Raw genomic sequence first — 15,342 nt, 5'->3', positions numbered from 1 at the left:
TGCCAAATTGACAGGCGGCGACTGGTGGCGGTCCGCCCTTTGCCATTTTGGCGCCGGCCGCCCGGCCGGCGTGCGGTCCCGGTCCGCAACCCCGCGACCGCACGGGGCTCCGGCGGTTGCACGCGTGGCGCCTCCCTTGCACAATCGGGCCCGCCATGAGACGCGCCCTCATCCTAGTCGCCGCGGTCGCGGTGCCCGTGCTCGTGCTCGCGGCCATCTCGGCGCCCGCCGGCAAGGTCATCGAGACCACGAACTTCGACGCCACGACCGGCGTCAGCTACATCAGCCTCGCCGAGTGCAGGGGCGGGAGCGTGCCGCTCGAGTGGAACCTGACCGGCGTGACGTTCACGGCGCGCGGCCAGTACCGGATCTTCGCGTCGTCGCGCGACCCCGCAACCCGGACCGGGGCTGACCTGGGCTTCTGCGACGAGACGGCCGCCACGACTCCCGTCGTCGTCTACGCCGGATCGGTCGGGTCCGCGCCGGCGACCACAGCCGTGCAGGACCTGGGCGTCTCGGGAAGCGACATCGTGAAGGCCGTGCTTCCGCCCAGCGCGACGGCTCCCGGGACGGACCCCTGCACGTCCACGAACGAGACCACGTCGCTCTGGATCTGCGTGCACTGGATCGACGCGAGCTCGACCCGCGCCGGCGTCGCGAGCGGCAAGTTCATCCTCCAGGTCCAGGCGCCCGGGGATCCTACGAACGTGACGGCGAGTGCGGGCGATCGAGCCATCGAGGCGAGATGGGATGCCAGCACCGGCGGCGCGGCCGTCGACCATTACGTCGCGACCGCGACGCCGGTCGGCGGCGGCACGCCCATCAGCTCCGGCGAGACGAACGCGACCAGCGTCCGCATCGGTGGCCTTCAGAACGACGTCCAGTACAACATCACCGTCACCGCCTTCAGCAAGGCCGGCAACCCGAGCAACGCGGTCGCCGCGTCGAACAACCCCGTTTCGCCGCTTCCGGTCGAGGACTTCTGGGACTGGTACAAGCTCCAGGGCGGACAGGAGGCGGGCGGCTGCGCGAGCGGCTCGGCGGGCGTATTCGCGCTCGCGGGCGTCGCCGCATTGCTCGCCATGCGCCGGAGGAGGAAGTGATGCGCGGCGCCCGCCTTGCCGTCGCGGCGCTCGCCGCACTCGCCCTCGCGCCCGCCGTCGCGCGTGCGCAGGCGAGGCATTCGCCCATCAGCGGCTCGTTCGAGCTCGGCGCGACCTACTCGTACCCGAACATGGACGCGGACTTCGCGCCGAGCACGACCTTTCCGCTCGGACATGGCCCGTGGGAGCAGGTGTTCGGGAGCCGCAGCCGCTGGGGGTTCCGCGCCGGCATCTCGCGGATGGTCTACAACAAGGTCGGCACGGTCGAGCTCGGCTTCCGCAGCGGGTTCCTGAGCGCGAGCGGGAAGGGCTTTTCCAACATGGCGACGGATGGGCAGCCCCCGGTCTGGGTCCGCTCCGAGGCCGACACTACGACGTTCCACATGATCCCCACGAGCCTCATGGCGACGTACCGGTTCGACTGGGCCGCCGACCGCGTTCCGCTCGTGCCGTACGTGCGGCTCGCGCTCGAGCGCTACAACTGGTGGGTGACCGACGGGGCCGGGAAGACCTCGCAGAAGGGCGCGACGAACGGCTGGTCCGCGACGGGCGGCCTGGCCTTCCTGCTCGACTGGTTCGATCCGGGCCTCGCCCGCGAGCTCGACGCCGACTCCGGCGTGAACCACACGTACCTGTACTTCGACGTGACGCGGGCGAAGGTGGACGACTTCGGCTCGAAGAAGAGCTGGGACCTCTCGGACAAGCACGTCGCCTACTCGGCCGGGCTGCTGTTCATCTACTGACGCGGACTTCCCGCGGCGCGAGGCGCACGTCGCAGGCGGCGACCGTGCGTCGAGCCAGCAGGCTGTTGAAGAACGGGCCTGTCCAGACCCGGTCGCCCTGAGCGTAGCGCCGCCGCAGGCGGCGCGAAGTCGAAGGGCGGGCCGGGCTGCCCGCTCAGGCCGGCCTGCTAGAGCTTCCGGTGCTTCAGCGCCGGCAGCTCCTGCCGCACCTTCTCCAGCCGATCCCGCTTGAACGGCGCCACGCAGACGCCCTCGCCGTCGGGGCAGCGTGCGAGCACGACGCCCCAGGGATCCACGATCATCGCGTTCCCGAACGTCTGCCGGTTCGAGGAGTGGCGTCCGACCTGCGCCGGCGCGAGCACGTAGGCGAGGTTCTCGATCGCGCGGGCGCGGACGAGGACCTCCCAGTGATCCTTGCCGGTGAACAGCGTGAAGGCGGCAGGGATCGTGAGGACCTCGGCGCCGAGCTGGGCGAGCTTGCGGTACAGCTCGGGGAAGCGCAGGTCGTAGCAGACGGTGAGACCGATGCGGCCGAGCGGCGTCGGGGCGATCACGGCCTTGTCGCCGGGCACGACGACCTCGGACTCCGCGTACCGCGCGCCATCCGGGATCGACACGTCGAAGAGGTGGATCTTCCGGTAGGCCGCCACGATCGACCCGTCCTCGGCGATGAGGACGCTCGTGTTCGCCGTCTTCTTCGGGGCGTCCACCTTCTCGGCGATCGACCCCGCGAGGACGTACACGCCGCGGCGGCGTGCGACCTCGCGCAGCGCCCCGAGCGTGGGTCCCTCGAGCGTCTCGGCGCTGGCGAGCCGCGCCTCCTCGGGCCCCATGAACGCGAAGTTCTCGGGCAGGCCGATGAGCTTCGCGCCCACATCGGCGGCCTCGTTCACGAGCCGGAGGGCGGTGTCCAGGTTCCGCGCGCGGTCGGCGGTGGACGTCATCTGCACCGCGCCCATCAGGTAGGCGGAGGGGGGCATGTATTTTCCTTAGCACGTCTCGGCGCGACACTCTGTCCTGTCCATCCGGCCTCCTCCGCCGGGGGTACCGCGTCGCGCCGGGCCGCCGCCCGCGGGGCGGGCTACACTTCCGGCGTGCGCAGCTTCTACACCACGTTCGAGGCGGCCCGGCTCCTGGGCGTCTCCCTCCCGACCGTCGTCAACTGGATCAAGGCGCGGCGGATCAAGGCTCACCGCACGCCGGGCGGTCACCGGCGCATCGCGCGGGAGGACCTCGCCGCGTTCATGGTGCGCCAGGGGATCCCGATCCCGGAGGAGCTGTCGGACGCCGCGCCCGGACGCCGCAAGGTGCTCGTGGTCGCGGACGCTGGTCCCGCGCGGGAGGGGACGGCGCGGCGGCTCGCGATCGCGGGATACGACGTGGAGCAGGCGACGCCGGGCTTCGCGGCCGGCGCCGCGGCCGCGCGGTACGCCCCCGACGCCATCGTGCTCCACGCGCCGTCGCCCGACGGCGGCGAGGTGCTCAGGGCCGTCCGCGCCGACCGGGACCTCGAGGGCGTCGTGGTGGTGGGCGTCGGGCTCGGCGCGTGGACGGAGTCCCTCTCCGACGCGGGGTGCGCCGCCGTGGTGACGGGTCCGCCGTCGGAGGGCGCCCTCGAGGCCGCGGTCGCCGCGGCGCTCCGCGCCAACGAGCCGCGCTCACCGCGCCGGGCATCGCCGGTCGGGCGCCGGGGCCGGCCGGCGCGCGCCCGCGCCGATTGAAGGGGCGGGCGCTCGCCGTTATGCTTGCCCCGCCGTCGCCCGCCCGCCCCGAGGGGCCGCTTTGCTCTTCGCGCCACCGCTCGCCCTCGCACTCGCCCTCGCCGGCGCCGCGGCCGTCCAGCCGCGGGCGCACGTCGATCCGGACGCGATGCGAGAGGCGCGGCGCGCTGGCGGCGCCCTGGCGTCGCCCCGCGCCATCGCCCACTACCTCGAGGCCCGGCGGCGGCTGAACCGTGGCGACTCTGCGGGCGGCGTCGCCGAGCTCCGCCTCGCGGTCGCGTACGACGAGGCGAGCGCGGAGCTGCGCGTCGCGCTCGCCGAGGCGCTCGAGGAGACGGGGCGCGCCGAGGCGGCGGAGGGCGAGGCCCGGCAGGCGCTCCAGCTCGACAAGGACGAGGACGGCGTGGCGGTCCGGGCTCACCTGGTCGTGGCCCGGCTCGCCCGCGCGCGGCGCGACGGCCCCGCGGCCATCCTCGCGTACCGGCAGGCCGCGCGCGCCGAGGCGGCGCGGCTCGCCCCGGGCGAGCGGCCGGACCCGGAGCCGTGGACCGGGCTCGCGCGCGCGTACGTCGAGGCCGGGGACGAGGCGGCGGCCGCGCGTGCGGCGGACGATCTCCTCGAGCGCGCGCCGGCGGATCCCTCCGGCCTCCTGGCGATCGGCGACGCGCTCCTCGAGCGCGGTGACGCGGGCCGCGCGGAGCGGTACCTCCGCCGCGCCGCCGAGGTCGCGCCCGGCGAGGCGGACGGCTGGCGCCTCCTCGCGCGCGCCCACGACGCGCTCCGGCGTCCGGCGGACGTCGAGGAGGACCTGCTCGCGGTCCTGCGGTGCGCGCCCGACGACGCGCCGGCGCTCCTCGTGCTCGCGCGCTCCGCGCTCGAGGCGGGCGCGCTCGAGCGCGCCCGCGAGCTGTCCCACCGGTTCCTGCGCGCCGCTCCCGCGCCGTCGGCCGGCGCGACGGCCGCGGCGTTCGCGCGGGACGCCACGGCGCTCGCGGAGCGCTGGGGCGAGGTCGCCGGCGGGGAGGATGCCGTCGACGTCGCTCGCGCGGCGCTGTCGGCGATCGGCCCGGACCCGCGGCTCCGGGTCGTCGAGGGGCTCGCGCTGCGATCGCTGCGGCGCTGGCCGGACGCGGCGCAGGCGCTCGCGGTCATCGGGCCGGACGACGGTGGCTCGTACCTCGTCGCGCGCGCCGCGCTCGCCGACGTCCTCTCGCGCGCGGGCCGGACGGCCGAGGCGGAGCGGCTGCTCGGCGACGCGCTCCGCCGCAACCCCGGCGACCCGCGCCTCCTCGCCGCCCGCGCGCTCCTCCTGGAGCGCGCCGGCAAGCTCGGCGAGGCGACGACGCTCCTCGCCGACGCGGCCCGGGAGCGCGAGCGGGCGCGGGACGCCGAGGCGGCGGCGACGCTGCAGGCGGCGCTCGGGGAGACGCTCCTCCGCGCCGGCCGCGCCGCCGACGCGGCGAACGCGCTCGAGCCGGCCGCGGCCGCGTACCCGGGCGCACGCCCGATCCTGCTCGCGCTGGCCGCGAGCCACCGCGCGACGGGGGCGCCGGAGCGGGCCGCCGCCGAGCTCCGGGCGCTGCTCGCGCTCGACGGCGGCGACGTCGCGGCGCTCGTCCTCCTCTCGCGCGTGCTCGCGGACCAGGGCGACCGGCTCGACGAGGCCGAGCGGCTCGCGCGGCGCGCCGCCGACCTGCGGCCTCGCGCGGCCGCACCGCTGCAGGCGCTCGCGGAGGTGCAGCTCCGGCGGGGCGACGCCGCCGCGGCGATCGCGGCCCTCGAGCGGGCCGAGGTGCTCTCCGGGAGGGACCCCGCCGTCGTCGACCGGCTCGGCGACGCGTACCGCGCCGCGGATCGCCCGGCGGACGCCGCCGCAGCGTGGCGCCGCGCCCTCGCCGGAGCCGGCGAGGAGCCGCCCGCCGTGGCGCTCCGGCTGCGGACGGAGATCGGCCGGAAGCTCGCCTTGCCCGCCGAGCGCCACCCCGGCGCGCCGGGCGCGCCACGTCCCGCCGCGCGCCTTGACCCCGCCGCGCACCGCCGATAGCGTCCGCCCGATGCCCGTCCCGTCCTATCCGTCCGACGCCGAGGCGAGGCACGACGAGGGCTTCCTCAACTCCGCCGACCACCTCCGGCTGTACTGGCAGCGCTACACGCCGCCGAAGGCACGCGCCACGGTGGCGGTGATCCATGGCGGCGGCGATCACTCGGGACGCTACCCCGCGCTCACCTCCGCGCTCGTGAAGGCCGGCTTCCAGGCCGCGCTGGTGGACCTCCGCGGCCACGGGCAGTCCGACGGCCGCCGGTGGCACGTCGACGCGTTCTCGGACTACCTCGCGGACCTCGACGCGTTCGTGGCGAAGCTCTCGCAGGACGGCGTCGCCGGCGAGCGGCTCTTCGTGATCGCGCACAGCATGGGCGCGCTCGTGACCGCACTCTGGGGGCTCACCCGCGGCCGCCACGTCTCCGGCTTCGTGTTCTCGTCGCCGTACTTCCGGCTCGCGACCAAGCCGCCCGCCGCGAAGCTGATCGGCGCGCGGGTCCTCGGTCGCGCCATCCCGTGGCTGCCGCTCTCGACGAACCTCGACCCCGCGGACCTCACCTCGGACCCGGAGCTCCGCCGCTGGACCGAGCGCGACCCGCTCTACGGGCGCGCCACGACCCCGCGGTGGTTCGACGAGTCGTCGCGGGCGCAGATCGAGGTGCTCCGGCGCGCCGGCGAGTGGAAGCCGCCGCTGCTCGTGCTCGCGGGCGGGGCGGACCGGATCGCCGACGTGACCGCGGCGCGGGCGTTCGTCGACGCGGCGAGCGCCGCCGACAAGCGGATCGTCGTGTACGACGGCTTCCGACACGAGATCTTCAACGAGGTCGAGCGCGAGAAGCCGATCTCCGAGGCGATCGCCTGGCTGACGACCCGCAGCGGCCCGTGACGGCGGCCCATCGCGGCGCCCGCCACGCGCCTGTACGCAGAACACCCTGTTGACGCCTCCGGGAGGGGCCTTCTATCCTGCCCCGGTCTTTCACTCCGCGCGGCGTACGCGCGGCCCATCGCGGTCCTCCCGGAGGAAGAAGCGAAATGGCTGGCATCGAGAAGGTCCCGGCGCCGCGCGCCGGCGCTCACACGGTCATCGGCAGCTCGATCGTCATCGACGGCGAGATCTCGGGCGACGAGGACCTGGTGATCCAGGGCACCGTCAAGGGCCGCATCAGCCTCCGCGAGAGCCTCTACGTGGAGAACTCCGGCGTCATCGAGGCCGACATCGAGACCGCGAACGTCGAGGTCTCCGGTCAGGTGACCGGCAACATCGTCGCGAGCGACAAGGTGGAGCTGAAGGCGGACTGCAAGGTCGTGGGCGACATCCGCGCCCCGCGCATCCTCATCGCCGACGGCGCGCTCTTCAAGGGCAACGTCGACATGGACGTCAAGGATACGAAGGGAAAGTGACCCGTGGCCACCTCTGACGGCAGCACCATCATCGGCGAATCCATCCTCATCAGCGGCTCCCTCAACGGCGACGAGGACCTCACGGTCCGCGGCCGCGTCGAGGGGACGCTCACCCTCACGAAGACCCTGGTGGTCGAGCCCACCGGCATCGTGAAGGCCGAGGTCCAGGTCAAGAACTGCGTCATCGCGGGGGCGGTGGTCGGCAACGTCACCGCGACCGAGTCGGTCGAGATCACGAAGGAAGGCCGGATGGTGGGCGACATCAACGCCCCCCGCGTGATCATCGTCGACGGCGCGAGCTTCCGCGGCCGGATCGACATGGGCGAGGTCGAGGTCGACGCCGAGCGTCCGGTCCGCCCGGTCGCCGCCCGCGTCGCGCCCCCCGCGCGCCCCGGGCTCCGCCCGCAGCCGCGGCCGTCCGCCGTCCCCGAGCCGAAGAAGCTCGAGGAGAAGCTGGCCGCGCCCGCGGTGGCGAAGCCGCCCGCGCCGCCCGCCCCGGTCGCGATGGGCGCCGTGAAGCGCAAGGTCATCGTCAAGCGGAAGTAGCCGGCGCCGGGGCCCGCTCGGCGGGCCCCGCGCCGTCCTTCTCCGAGCGGAGGCCACGTGGAGCTCGAGCCCCGCACCACGGCGCCCGCCCATGCGACGGGCGCCGTCGAGTTCGTGCCGCTGTCCGCGGTCGCGGACGACGTCACCTTCCGGCTGCGCGAGGAGGAGGACGTCTCCGCGCTCGCCGCGTCGATCGGCCGCCTCGGCCAGCTCGCGCCGGTCGAGCTGCGCCTCGTCCCCGGCGCGCCCGCCGAGGCTCCCCGCTACCAGGTCGTCGCGGGCTTCCGGCGCATCGCCGCGCTCCGGATGCTCATGCGCGAGCGCGTGCTCGCCCGCGTCCACCGCGCCCTCGACGACGACGACGCCTGGGGCCTCGCGCTCGGCCACGCGCTGCTCACCGAGCCGCTCGACCGCGACGCGCTCTGGCGGCTCCGCGAGCGGCTCCAGGAGAGCGGCGCCGCGCCCTGGGCCGACGAGCTCCTCGACGAGGCGCTCGTCCGGGCGCCCATCGAGCCGGAGCTGCGAGAGCGGTTCTTCGAGTTCCTGGGCGGCGCCCCCGCCGCGGACGCGCCCGCCGCGACGCCGGACGCGGAGGACCTGGCGGTCCGCGCCGCCGCGGAGGCGGAGGACGCCCCGCGGCCCGCCGCCGCGGGAGGCGCCGAGGTGGAGGTCACCCCCGAGGAGCTCGTGGACGATCTCGCCGCGCGGCTGTACGAGGTGAGCACGGATCTCGCGGTGGCGCTCGACGCCTGGCGGGAGCTGCCCGCCGGCGGCCGCCGCACGATCCTGGAGCAGGTCCGCTGGATCGCGGGCCTCCTCCCGCACCTCGAGGGCGAGGGAGAAGATCCATGAGCATCGAGACGGACCGCGCGCGCCTGCTGGAGCTGCTCCGCACGCTCTCGTTCGAGCGGCGCAAGGTGATCCTCGCCTCGGGCAAGGAGAGCGACTTCTACGTCGACTGCAAGCGGACGGCGCTCACCGCCGAGGGCCACGTCCTCGTCGGGCGCCTCCTGTTCGACCGGGTCCGCGCGATCCAGCCGCTCGTCCGCGGCGTCGGCGGCCTCACGCTCGGCGCGGACCCCATCGCGAGCGCGGTCGCGCTGACGAGCTTCCTGGAGGGGGCGCCGGTCGACGCCTTCATCGTCCGCAAGGAGCCGAAGGGGCACGGCACCGGACAGTGGATCGAGGGGCGGAAGACGATCCCGGACGGCTCGCGCGTCGTCGTGATCGAGGACGTGGTGACGACGGGCGGGAGCGCGCTCAAGGCCATCGAGCGGTGCCGCGCCGAGAAGCTCGAGCCGGTCGCGTGCCTCGCCCTCGTGGACCGCCTCGAGGGCGGCCGCGAGGCGATCGAGGCGCAGGGCGTGCCGCTCCAGGCGCTCTTCACCCGGAAGGACTTCATCCCGTGAGGCGCGCCCGGCGCGTCGCGGCGGTCCTCGCCCTCGCGGCGGCGACGGCGCTGGCCGGCTGCTCGGCGCTCCACCCGCGCCAGCCCGTCCCCGCCACCACGGAGGGCGAGTGGGGCGCGGCCCGCTTCGCCGCGACGCGGCGGTTCATGCTCTACGACGGCCTGGTCCACCGGGCGACCGCGACGGCGACCTACCTCGGCCCGGCCGAGCGCGAGGCCCGGGCGCGAAGGCTGGCGGAGTGGCTCGACTGGACCCCGGAGGAGCTCGACCGCCGGCTCGCCGCCGAGCGCGCGAGCGCCGCGAGCGAGGAGCAGTTCCTCCTCTCGTTCTACACGGCGGACTCCAAGGTGAACGACCTCGACGCCGCGAGCAGCGTCTGGCGCGTCGCGCTCCACGTGGACGGCGCCGAGCTCCTCCCGGTGCACGTGGAAGGCGTCGAGCCCGACGCGACGGTGCGCGGGCTGTTCCCCTTCGTGGGGCCGTTCGACGTCGTCTACCTGGTGCACTTCCCGAAGGCACCGGGCGGCGCGCTCGCGGGGCGCGCCTTCGAGCTCCGGATCTCGAGCGCGCTCGGGAAGATCCCGCTCGACTTCGCCGAGGTGGACGGCGTGGAGCATCCCGCGCCGGCCGCGCCGGCGCCTTAGCGGCGGGTCGCCGGGACGGCGGTGCCCCTCGTCACTCCAGATCGCCGCGGGTGATCACGGTGTCCCGCAGCCACCGATCGTCCGACTTCGGGTAGTCGAGGATGTAGTGCAGCCCGCGGGACTCCTTCCGCTGGCGCGCGCACTCGACGATGAGCATCGCGACGTCGGCGAGGTTCCGGAGCTCGATGAGATCGGGCGCGACCCGGTACTGCCAGTAGTACTCGCGGATCTCCGACCGCAGCACCGCGAGGCGCGTGCGCGCCCGCTCGAGGCGCTTCTGCGTCCGGACGATGCCGACGTAGTTCCACATCAGGCGCCGGACCTCGTCCCAGTTGTGCGCGACGACGACGCCCTCCTCCGGCGCCAGCGCGTCGCCCGGGTTCCAGTCCGGGAACGGCGACGGCGGGCCGCTCGCGGCCGACACCTCGTCGATCGCGGAGAGCGCGGCGCGCCGCGCGAAGACGACGCCCTCGAGGAGGGAGTTCGAGGCGAGCCGGTTCGCGCCGTGGAGGCCGGTGCAGGAGGCCTCGCCGAGCGCGTACAGGCGCGGGATGGTCGTCCGGCCCATGAGGTCGACGACGACGCCGCCGCACTGGTAGTGCGCGGCCGGGACCACCGGGATCGGCTGCACCGCCATGTCGATCCCGAACTCCTTGCAGGTCGCGTAGATGTTCGGGAAGTGCTCGATGAGGAAGCTCTTCGGCAGGTGCGTCATGTCGAGGAACGCACAGTCGTCGCCGCGCCGCTTCGTCTCCGCGTCGATGGAGCGGGCCACGATGTCGCGCGGTGCGAGCTCCTTCCGCGGGTCGTAGCGGATCATGAACGCCTCGCCCGCGGCGTTCCGGAGGATGCCGCCTTCCCCGCGGAGCGCCTCGCTGATGAGGAAGCTCTTCGCCTGCGGGTGGAAGAGGCAGGTCGGGTGGAACTGGAAGAACTCCATGTTCGCGACCGCCGCGCCCGCGCGGTACGCCATCGCGACGCCGTCGCCGGTCGCGACGTCCGGGTTCGACGTGTACAGGTACACCTTGCCCGCGCCGCCGGTGGCGAGGACCGTCACGCCGGCGGACACGGCGCTCACCTGGCCCGAGGCGCGGTCGAGGACGTAGGCGCCGAGCGCGCGGTTCGGCCCGCCGAGGCCGACCTTGCTGCTCGTCACGACGTCGATGGCGATCTGGTCCTCGATGACCCGGATGCCGCGCGCGTCGCAGGCGGCGAGGAGGGCGCGCTCGATCTCGCGCCCGGTGGTGTCCTTCGCGTGCGCGATGCGGCGGCGGGAGTGGCCGCCCTCGCGGGTGAGGTGGAGGTGGTCGCCGCCCTCCCGGTCGAACTCGACCCCGAGCGAGAGGAGCCAGCGGATCCGGTCCGGGCCCTCGCGGACCGTGACCTCGACCGCCTCGCGCTTGCAGAGCCCCGCGCCGGCGACGAGCGTGTCCTGGACGTGCAGCTCGAACTGGTCGTCGGGGCCGAGCACGCCGGCGATGCCGCCCTGCGCGTACTGGGTCGAGCCCTCCGACCGCTGCCGCTTGGTGAGGACCAGCACCGACCCGTGGTCGGCCGCCTCGAGGGCGAACGTCAGCCCGGCGATCCCGCCACCGAGGACCAAAAAGTCCACGTGCTCGCGCGCGGAGAGAGGACTCATGGGTGTCCATGTAGCATACGGACCGGGAATAAAGTTGTCCGGCCGACCGTGCTCTTGGTAACTTTTTCCATCGTATGTTCGCCCCCCGCGCCCTCCTCACGCTCGTCGTCGCCGGGCTGCTCGTCTCGGCCCGGGCCGCGCGCGCCGGCGAGCTGTACAGCTACGTCGACGACGACGGGGTGATGCACTTCTCCAACGCGCCGACCGACGCCCGCTATCGCAAGCTCGGGAAGAAGGCGACCGCCGGCGGCGTGTACCGGGCGACGGCGCAGGCGCGTGCCCTGCCGCTGCCCCGCGCGGGCGCCCAGGACCGTTACGTCGAGCACATCCGCGCCGCCGCGGCCAAGTACCGGATCCCGGAGGCGCTCCTGCTCGCGGTGATGGCGGTCGAGTCGAACTTCGACCACCGCGCCGTCTCCGAGAAGGGCGCGGTCGGCCTCATGCAGCTGATGCCCGGCACCGCGAAGGACATGTACGTCGCCGACGCGTACGAGCCCGCGCAGAACATCGAGGGCGGCGCGCGGTACCTGCGAATCCTCGCGAACATGTACGACGGCGATCTCGTGCGGACCCTCGCGGCGTACAATGCGGGTCCCGACGCGGTGCGTCGCGCGGGCGGCGAGGTCCCGGACATCCCGGAGACGCGCGAGTACGTCCGCAAGGTCGTGGCGCTGTACGAAGCCTACAAGGCAGGGCGGTGATCGGTGGCCAGGCTCGGGGGCGGCGACGAGGTCGAGGGACTCGACGAGGAGTTCCTGTTCCACCTGAACCGGGGGTCCGATCTCCTCGCCCGCGGCGACGCGGACGCGGCCCGCGCCTCGCTCGAGAAGGCGCTCGAGCTCCGGCCCAAGGACGCGAAGGTCCTCGGCCTCCTCGGGCAGGCGTTCTACCGGCTCGGTGAGTACGAGGACGCGACGATCGCGTGGCAGCGGCTCGTCGACGAGAACCCGGTCGAGCCCGCCGCGCGCGTGAACCTCGGCCTCGCGTTCCTCAAGGCGAAGCAGTACCCCGAGGCCACGCGCCAGCTCGAGATCGCGCTGGATCTCAACCCCGAGCACAAGAAGGCGATGGGCTACCTCGGCCTCGCGCTCCTCGAGGCCGGGAACGCCGCGAAGGCGCGCGAGTGGTTCGTCCGGTCCGGCTCGGAGCAGATGGTCGCGCGCTGCGACGAGATCCTCTCCGGCGCCCGCCCGGCGCCGGGGGCGCAGGCGTCGCAGACGCCGCCCGAGCCGCCGGTCGCGGCGGAGGCGCAGGCGGAGGAGGAGCCGCCGCCCGTGCCCGAGCCCATCCGCACGCCGGTCCCGGCCAGCGTGCCGGCGATCCGGCCGGTCGCGGCGCCGGCCGAGCCGACTCCGGCGGGCCCCGACGGTGCGCTCGGGGCGTACGCCGCGGCCCGCCTCGTGCCCGTGGCGGAGCGTCCCGGCGTCGCCGCGGGAGTCCTCTCCGTCCCCGTCCGCGGCGAGGTCCGCGTGCGCCTCGACGGCCTCTTCGCCACGCGCGGGCGGGTCTCCGTGACGCTCGAGCGGAAGCGTTTCCGCGGCCGCGCGACGGATCAGCCCTTCGGCGACGGCGCCACGCGGATGCATCGTGCGAGCGGGGAGGGGACGCTCCTCTTCCGCGCCGACGGCCGCCGCTTCACCGCGCTCGACCTCGGCGCCGAGCCGGCGTACCTCCGCGAGGAGGCGCTCTTCGGCTTCGAGGACGGGGTCGTGTGGGAGAACGGGCGCGTCGCGTCCGCGAGCGGCGCCGAGCTGGACCTCGTGCTCCTGCGCGGGCGCGGTCGCTTCCTCCTCGTCACGGCCGGCGAGCCTGTCGCGCTCGACGTCACGCCCGACGCGCCGCTCCGGGTGCCGCTCCGGGCGCTCGTCGGCTGGACGGGCGCGCTCACGCCCCGCCTCGCGACGCTCCTCGACGACGCCGGGGACGGCGCGCTCGCGGTGGAGCTGACCGGGCAGGGGCGGGCGCTCGTCGATCCGGCCGCGGCGGGCGGCCCCGCCGGGGCCGCGGCGTGAGCCGGTCGCTCCGGCACGAGGCGCTCAACCTCCCGAACGCGATCACGCTGACGCGCATCGCGCTCATCCCCGTCTTCCTCTGGTTCACGTACTACGAGTCGCGCGTCGACAGCTTCATCGCCGCGGTCGTGTACGCGTTCACCGGCGCGACGGACTTCCTCGACGGCTGGGTGGCGAGGCGGAAGAACCTCGTCACGGTGATCGGGAAGTTCCTCGACCCGCTCGCCGACAAGCTCATCGTGATGGCGGCGCTCGTGATGCTCGTCCACCTCGGACGGGTCGCGGCCTGGGTCGTCATCGTGGTCATGGCTCGCGAGTTCATCGTGACCGGGCTCCGGACCATCGCGATGAGCGAGGGCATCGTCATCGCAGCCGGGCAGGAGGGGAAGCACAAGACCGCCTTCCAGGTCTCCGCGATCACGTTCCTCCTGTTGCACTACACCTACCCGATCGACGCGCTGCTCTTCTCCTTCGAGCTCGACGCGAACCGGGTCGGGACCTGGCTCCTGTACGTCTCGCTGGTGTTCTCGGTGTGGTCCGCGGTCAGCTACTTCGCGGGGTTCATCCGGGCGGTCTACAAGTCGCCCGGCGGTTCCCGGGCGGCCGCGGCGGGTCCCGGCGGAAAGACCCTTGACACCCCCCGCGACCCCCTTCTATAAAGCGCGTCCACGCTAGGTCTTGCGGGAATAGCTCAGTGGTAGAGCATCGCCTTGCCAAGGCGAGGGTCGAGGGTTCAAATCCCTTTTCCCGCTCCATCTAACCCCCGGTTCCGACCGGGGGTTTTTCTTTTTCTACGTCCCCGTCTCCCCCAGGTCTCCCCGCGCGCCGTCGAGGAGCCGCACGGTCGCGCGCCGCACGTCCGGCGTGAGGTGCGAATACCGGAGCGTCATCTCGATGCTCTCGTGCCCCAGTAGCTCCTGGACGGCCTTCAGCGAGGCCCCGCGCATCACGAGGTGGCTCGCGAAGGTGTGCCGGAGCCCGCGTGCCACGTGATCCGCTTCGCGAGGCCTGCGCGGAGGCACCCTGCGGGACCACGTTCTTCACGATGGAGTGCGTCAGGCGGGCCCCTGCCTCGTCGCAGAAGGCGTAGGGGCCGCGGAGGTGCCGGTGCGCCTTGAGCACGCCAGCCGCGGCGTCCGAGAGCGGGACCGGACGGTGCCGGCCTCCCTTCGGCACGCCTTCCTCGCCGTTCCAGAGGGTGCGCCGGACGACGATCTGCCCGGCGACCAGATCCACGTCCGCCCATCGGAGAGCCAGCAGTTAACCGACGCGCAGCCCCGTCTTGAGCGCCAGCGAGATCATCGGCTGCCACTCGGGCGAGGTCGCGGCGACGAGTCGCTCGGCCCCCTCGAACGTCAGGAACTCGTCCTCGCCCACCGGCTGCATCTTGAGCGCGAAGCCGCTCACCTTGGGTGCCCGCTCCAGCCGTCCCCACTCGACGGCCAGGTTCAGCAGCTTCCGGAGCGCCGTCAGGTGGTTGTTGATCGACTTGCGGTTGAGCCCCTCGTCCAGCTTCTTCGCCTTGTACGCCTCGATGTCGGCGGGTCCGAGCTGGTCGAGGCGCGTGCGACCGAAGTACGGCAGGAGGTGAACACTCCTTGGCGGCGACCGTGCTCGGCTTGTTGTTGGTCTTGGAGAACGTCAGGAAGTCCTGCGAGAACGCCTCGACGGTCGGTGACTCCTTCTTCGGGCGACTGCGGCTCGCGGCCGCCCTCCGCGAGGATCTCGGTGTCGATTCGACAGGTCGCGCACGAGGGTACTGAAGACCTTGGTTCGGTCAGATGAGCGCCGTGTGACCCTGCAGAGACTTGCCGGTTTCAGTCTTGGCCGAGGAAGGTGAAGTCCCCCGTCGCTCCGTCAAGCACTCCAAACTGGCTCGAGTTGTAGGCGAGCGCGATGGCCACCCCCTTGGTGGGCACGTGCGGCCATTGGGCCGGTTTCCCGATGAAGAGGATGAGGGGCTTAGCCACACGTAAGGCTTGACCCCTGCATCCATGAAAGAGCAGCTCCTTCACGGCCATAAGGGTCACGCCGCGCATGACGAGGTGGGAGGCGAAGGTGTGCCGGAGCCCGTGCGTGGACC

The 15,342-nt window shown here is 73.7% G+C and carries 19 protein-coding genes and 1 tRNA gene; 15 read left to right on the top strand and 5 right to left on the bottom strand.

Annotated elements, in window-relative coordinates:
• Positions 1-155: 155 nt before the first annotated feature.
• Together AMOR_RS07285 and AMOR_RS07280 are read left to right on the top strand one after the other, a co-directional pair.
• On the top strand, positions 156-1,103 hold the full coding sequence (locus tag AMOR_RS07285; protein WP_248360112.1) for a fibronectin type III domain-containing protein: 948 nt from the start codon (positions 156-158) through the stop codon (positions 1,101-1,103).
• The gene (locus AMOR_RS07280; protein ID WP_248360110.1) at positions 1,103-1,846 is read left to right on the top strand and encodes an MXAN_2562 family outer membrane beta-barrel protein; all 744 of its coding nucleotides are present in this window, start codon (positions 1,103-1,105) and stop codon (positions 1,844-1,846) included. The genes AMOR_RS07285 and AMOR_RS07280 overlap by 1 nt, the downstream gene beginning before the upstream one ends.
• A 167-nt stretch (positions 1,847-2,013) precedes the next feature.
• On the opposite strand, the gene AMOR_RS07275 is transcribed toward AMOR_RS07280, so the two are convergent.
• Positions 2,014-2,826 carry a carbon-nitrogen hydrolase family protein gene (locus AMOR_RS07275; protein WP_248360108.1) on the bottom strand — a complete coding sequence of 271 codons (813 nt, stop codon included), beginning with the start codon at positions 2,824-2,826 and terminating at the stop codon, positions 2,014-2,016.
• A gap of 114 nt (positions 2,827-2,940) precedes the next feature.
• Here AMOR_RS07275 and AMOR_RS07270 point away from each other — a divergent pair, with 114 nt between their 5' ends.
• The 8 genes from AMOR_RS07270 to AMOR_RS07235 all read left to right on the top strand — a co-directional run bounded on the left by AMOR_RS07270 (position 2,941) and on the right by AMOR_RS07235 (position 9,608).
• Positions 2,941-3,567 carry a MerR family transcriptional regulator gene (locus tag AMOR_RS07270; RefSeq protein ID WP_248360105.1) on the top strand — a complete coding sequence of 209 codons (627 nt, stop codon included), beginning with the start codon at positions 2,941-2,943 and terminating at the stop codon, positions 3,565-3,567.
• A 61-nt stretch (positions 3,568-3,628) separates the two neighbouring features.
• Complete coding sequence (locus AMOR_RS07265; protein ID WP_248360104.1) at positions 3,629-5,611, top strand: tetratricopeptide repeat protein; 1,983 nt, start codon at positions 3,629-3,631, stop codon at positions 5,609-5,611.
• A gap of 10 nt (positions 5,612-5,621) precedes the next feature.
• Positions 5,622-6,494, top strand: a complete 873-nt coding sequence (locus AMOR_RS07260; RefSeq protein ID WP_248360103.1) for an alpha/beta hydrolase — start codon at positions 5,622-5,624, stop codon at positions 6,492-6,494.
• A 146-nt stretch (positions 6,495-6,640) separates the two neighbouring features.
• Positions 6,641-7,009, top strand: coding sequence for a bactofilin family protein (locus AMOR_RS07255; protein ID WP_242396205.1), 369 nt, complete (start codon positions 6,641-6,643; stop codon positions 7,007-7,009).
• 3 nt (positions 7,010-7,012) lie between these two features.
• Positions 7,013-7,555, top strand: coding sequence for a bactofilin family protein (locus tag AMOR_RS07250; protein WP_248360102.1), 543 nt, complete (start codon positions 7,013-7,015; stop codon positions 7,553-7,555).
• A 57-nt stretch (positions 7,556-7,612) separates the two neighbouring features.
• Complete coding sequence (locus AMOR_RS07245) at positions 7,613-8,407, top strand: ParB N-terminal domain-containing protein (protein ID WP_248360101.1); 795 nt, start codon at positions 7,613-7,615, stop codon at positions 8,405-8,407.
• A complete protein-coding gene (gene pyrE, locus AMOR_RS07240; RefSeq protein ID WP_248360100.1) occupies positions 8,404-8,964 on the top strand; it encodes an orotate phosphoribosyltransferase in 561 nt (186 codons plus the stop codon). The genes AMOR_RS07245 and pyrE overlap by 4 nt, the downstream gene beginning before the upstream one ends.
• The gene (locus AMOR_RS07235) at positions 8,961-9,608 is read left to right on the top strand and encodes a hypothetical protein (RefSeq protein ID WP_248360098.1); all 648 of its coding nucleotides are present in this window, start codon (positions 8,961-8,963) and stop codon (positions 9,606-9,608) included. The genes pyrE and AMOR_RS07235 overlap by 4 nt, the downstream gene beginning before the upstream one ends.
• 31 nt (positions 9,609-9,639) lie before the next feature.
• Here AMOR_RS07235 and nadB read toward each other — a convergent pair whose 3' ends face one another.
• On the bottom strand, positions 9,640-11,247 hold the full coding sequence (gene nadB / locus AMOR_RS07230; RefSeq protein WP_248360096.1) for an L-aspartate oxidase: 1,608 nt from the start codon (positions 11,245-11,247) through the stop codon (positions 9,640-9,642).
• A gap of 74 nt (positions 11,248-11,321) precedes the next feature.
• On the opposite strand from nadB, the gene AMOR_RS07225 reads away from it, so the two are divergent.
• From AMOR_RS07225 to AMOR_RS07210, 4 genes are all read left to right on the top strand, one after another.
• On the top strand, positions 11,322-11,948 hold the full coding sequence (locus tag AMOR_RS07225; protein WP_248360094.1) for a lytic transglycosylase domain-containing protein: 627 nt from the start codon (positions 11,322-11,324) through the stop codon (positions 11,946-11,948).
• Positions 11,949-11,951: 3 nt separating this feature from the next.
• The gene (locus AMOR_RS07220) at positions 11,952-13,259 is read left to right on the top strand and encodes a tetratricopeptide repeat protein (protein WP_248360092.1); all 1,308 of its coding nucleotides are present in this window, start codon (positions 11,952-11,954) and stop codon (positions 13,257-13,259) included.
• The gene (pgsA, locus tag AMOR_RS07215; RefSeq protein ID WP_248360090.1) at positions 13,256-13,918 is read left to right on the top strand and encodes a CDP-diacylglycerol--glycerol-3-phosphate 3-phosphatidyltransferase; all 663 of its coding nucleotides are present in this window, start codon (positions 13,256-13,258) and stop codon (positions 13,916-13,918) included. Before AMOR_RS07220 ends, pgsA begins: the two co-directional genes overlap by 4 nt.
• 21 nt (positions 13,919-13,939) lie before the next feature.
• Positions 13,940-14,014 (top strand) — tRNA-Gly (locus tag AMOR_RS07210).
• Positions 14,015-14,050: 36 nt separating this feature from the next.
• On the opposite strand, the gene AMOR_RS07205 is transcribed toward AMOR_RS07210, so the two are convergent.
• Positions 14,051-14,248, bottom strand: a complete 198-nt coding sequence (locus tag AMOR_RS07205) for a tyrosine-type recombinase/integrase (RefSeq protein ID WP_248360089.1) — start codon at positions 14,246-14,248, stop codon at positions 14,051-14,053.
• Between the two features lie 271 nt (positions 14,249-14,519).
• The gene (locus AMOR_RS07200; protein ID WP_248360087.1) at positions 14,520-14,666 is read right to left on the bottom strand and encodes a site-specific integrase; all 147 of its coding nucleotides are present in this window, start codon (positions 14,664-14,666) and stop codon (positions 14,520-14,522) included.
• 191 nt (positions 14,667-14,857) lie between these two features.
• Between AMOR_RS07200 and AMOR_RS07195 the strand changes: the two genes are divergently transcribed.
• On the top strand, positions 14,858-15,022 hold the full coding sequence (locus tag AMOR_RS07195) for a hypothetical protein (RefSeq protein ID WP_248360085.1): 165 nt from the start codon (positions 14,858-14,860) through the stop codon (positions 15,020-15,022).
• Positions 15,023-15,076: 54 nt separating this feature from the next.
• Here the strand turns inward: AMOR_RS07195 and AMOR_RS07190 are convergent, their stop codons facing one another.
• Complete coding sequence (locus tag AMOR_RS07190; RefSeq protein ID WP_248362682.1) at positions 15,077-15,274, bottom strand: hypothetical protein; 198 nt, start codon at positions 15,272-15,274, stop codon at positions 15,077-15,079.
• Positions 15,275-15,342 lie beyond the last annotated feature (68 nt).

Origin of the sequence: Anaeromyxobacter oryzae (assembly GCF_023169945.1) — a bacterium.
In the GTDB taxonomy this organism is placed as follows: Bacteria; Myxococcota; Myxococcia; order Myxococcales; family Anaeromyxobacteraceae; genus Anaeromyxobacter; species Anaeromyxobacter oryzae.
This window is presented reverse-complemented; position numbering and strand designations above follow the sequence as displayed.

What these genes read in the sequence shown, in the direction of transcription:
- nadB (WP_248360096.1), bottom strand. Translation starts at nt 11,247, where the DNA reads ATGAGTCCTCTCTCCGCGCGCGAGCACGTGGACTTTTTGGTCCTCGGT.
- AMOR_RS07275 (WP_248360108.1), bottom strand. Translation starts at nt 2,826, where the DNA reads ATGCCCCCCTCCGCCTACCTGATGGGCGCGGTGCAGATGACGTCCACC.
- AMOR_RS07255 (WP_242396205.1), top strand. Translation starts at nt 6,641, where the DNA reads ATGGCTGGCATCGAGAAGGTCCCGGCGCCGCGCGCCGGCGCTCACACG.
- pyrE (WP_248360100.1), top strand. Translation starts at nt 8,404, where the DNA reads ATGAGCATCGAGACGGACCGCGCGCGCCTGCTGGAGCTGCTCCGCACG.
- AMOR_RS07285 (WP_248360112.1), top strand. Translation starts at nt 156, where the DNA reads ATGAGACGCGCCCTCATCCTAGTCGCCGCGGTCGCGGTGCCCGTGCTC.
- AMOR_RS07280 (WP_248360110.1), top strand. Translation starts at nt 1,103, where the DNA reads ATGCGCGGCGCCCGCCTTGCCGTCGCGGCGCTCGCCGCACTCGCCCTC.
- AMOR_RS07260 (WP_248360103.1), top strand. Translation starts at nt 5,622, where the DNA reads ATGCCCGTCCCGTCCTATCCGTCCGACGCCGAGGCGAGGCACGACGAG.
- AMOR_RS07225 (WP_248360094.1), top strand. Translation starts at nt 11,322, where the DNA reads ATGTTCGCCCCCCGCGCCCTCCTCACGCTCGTCGTCGCCGGGCTGCTC.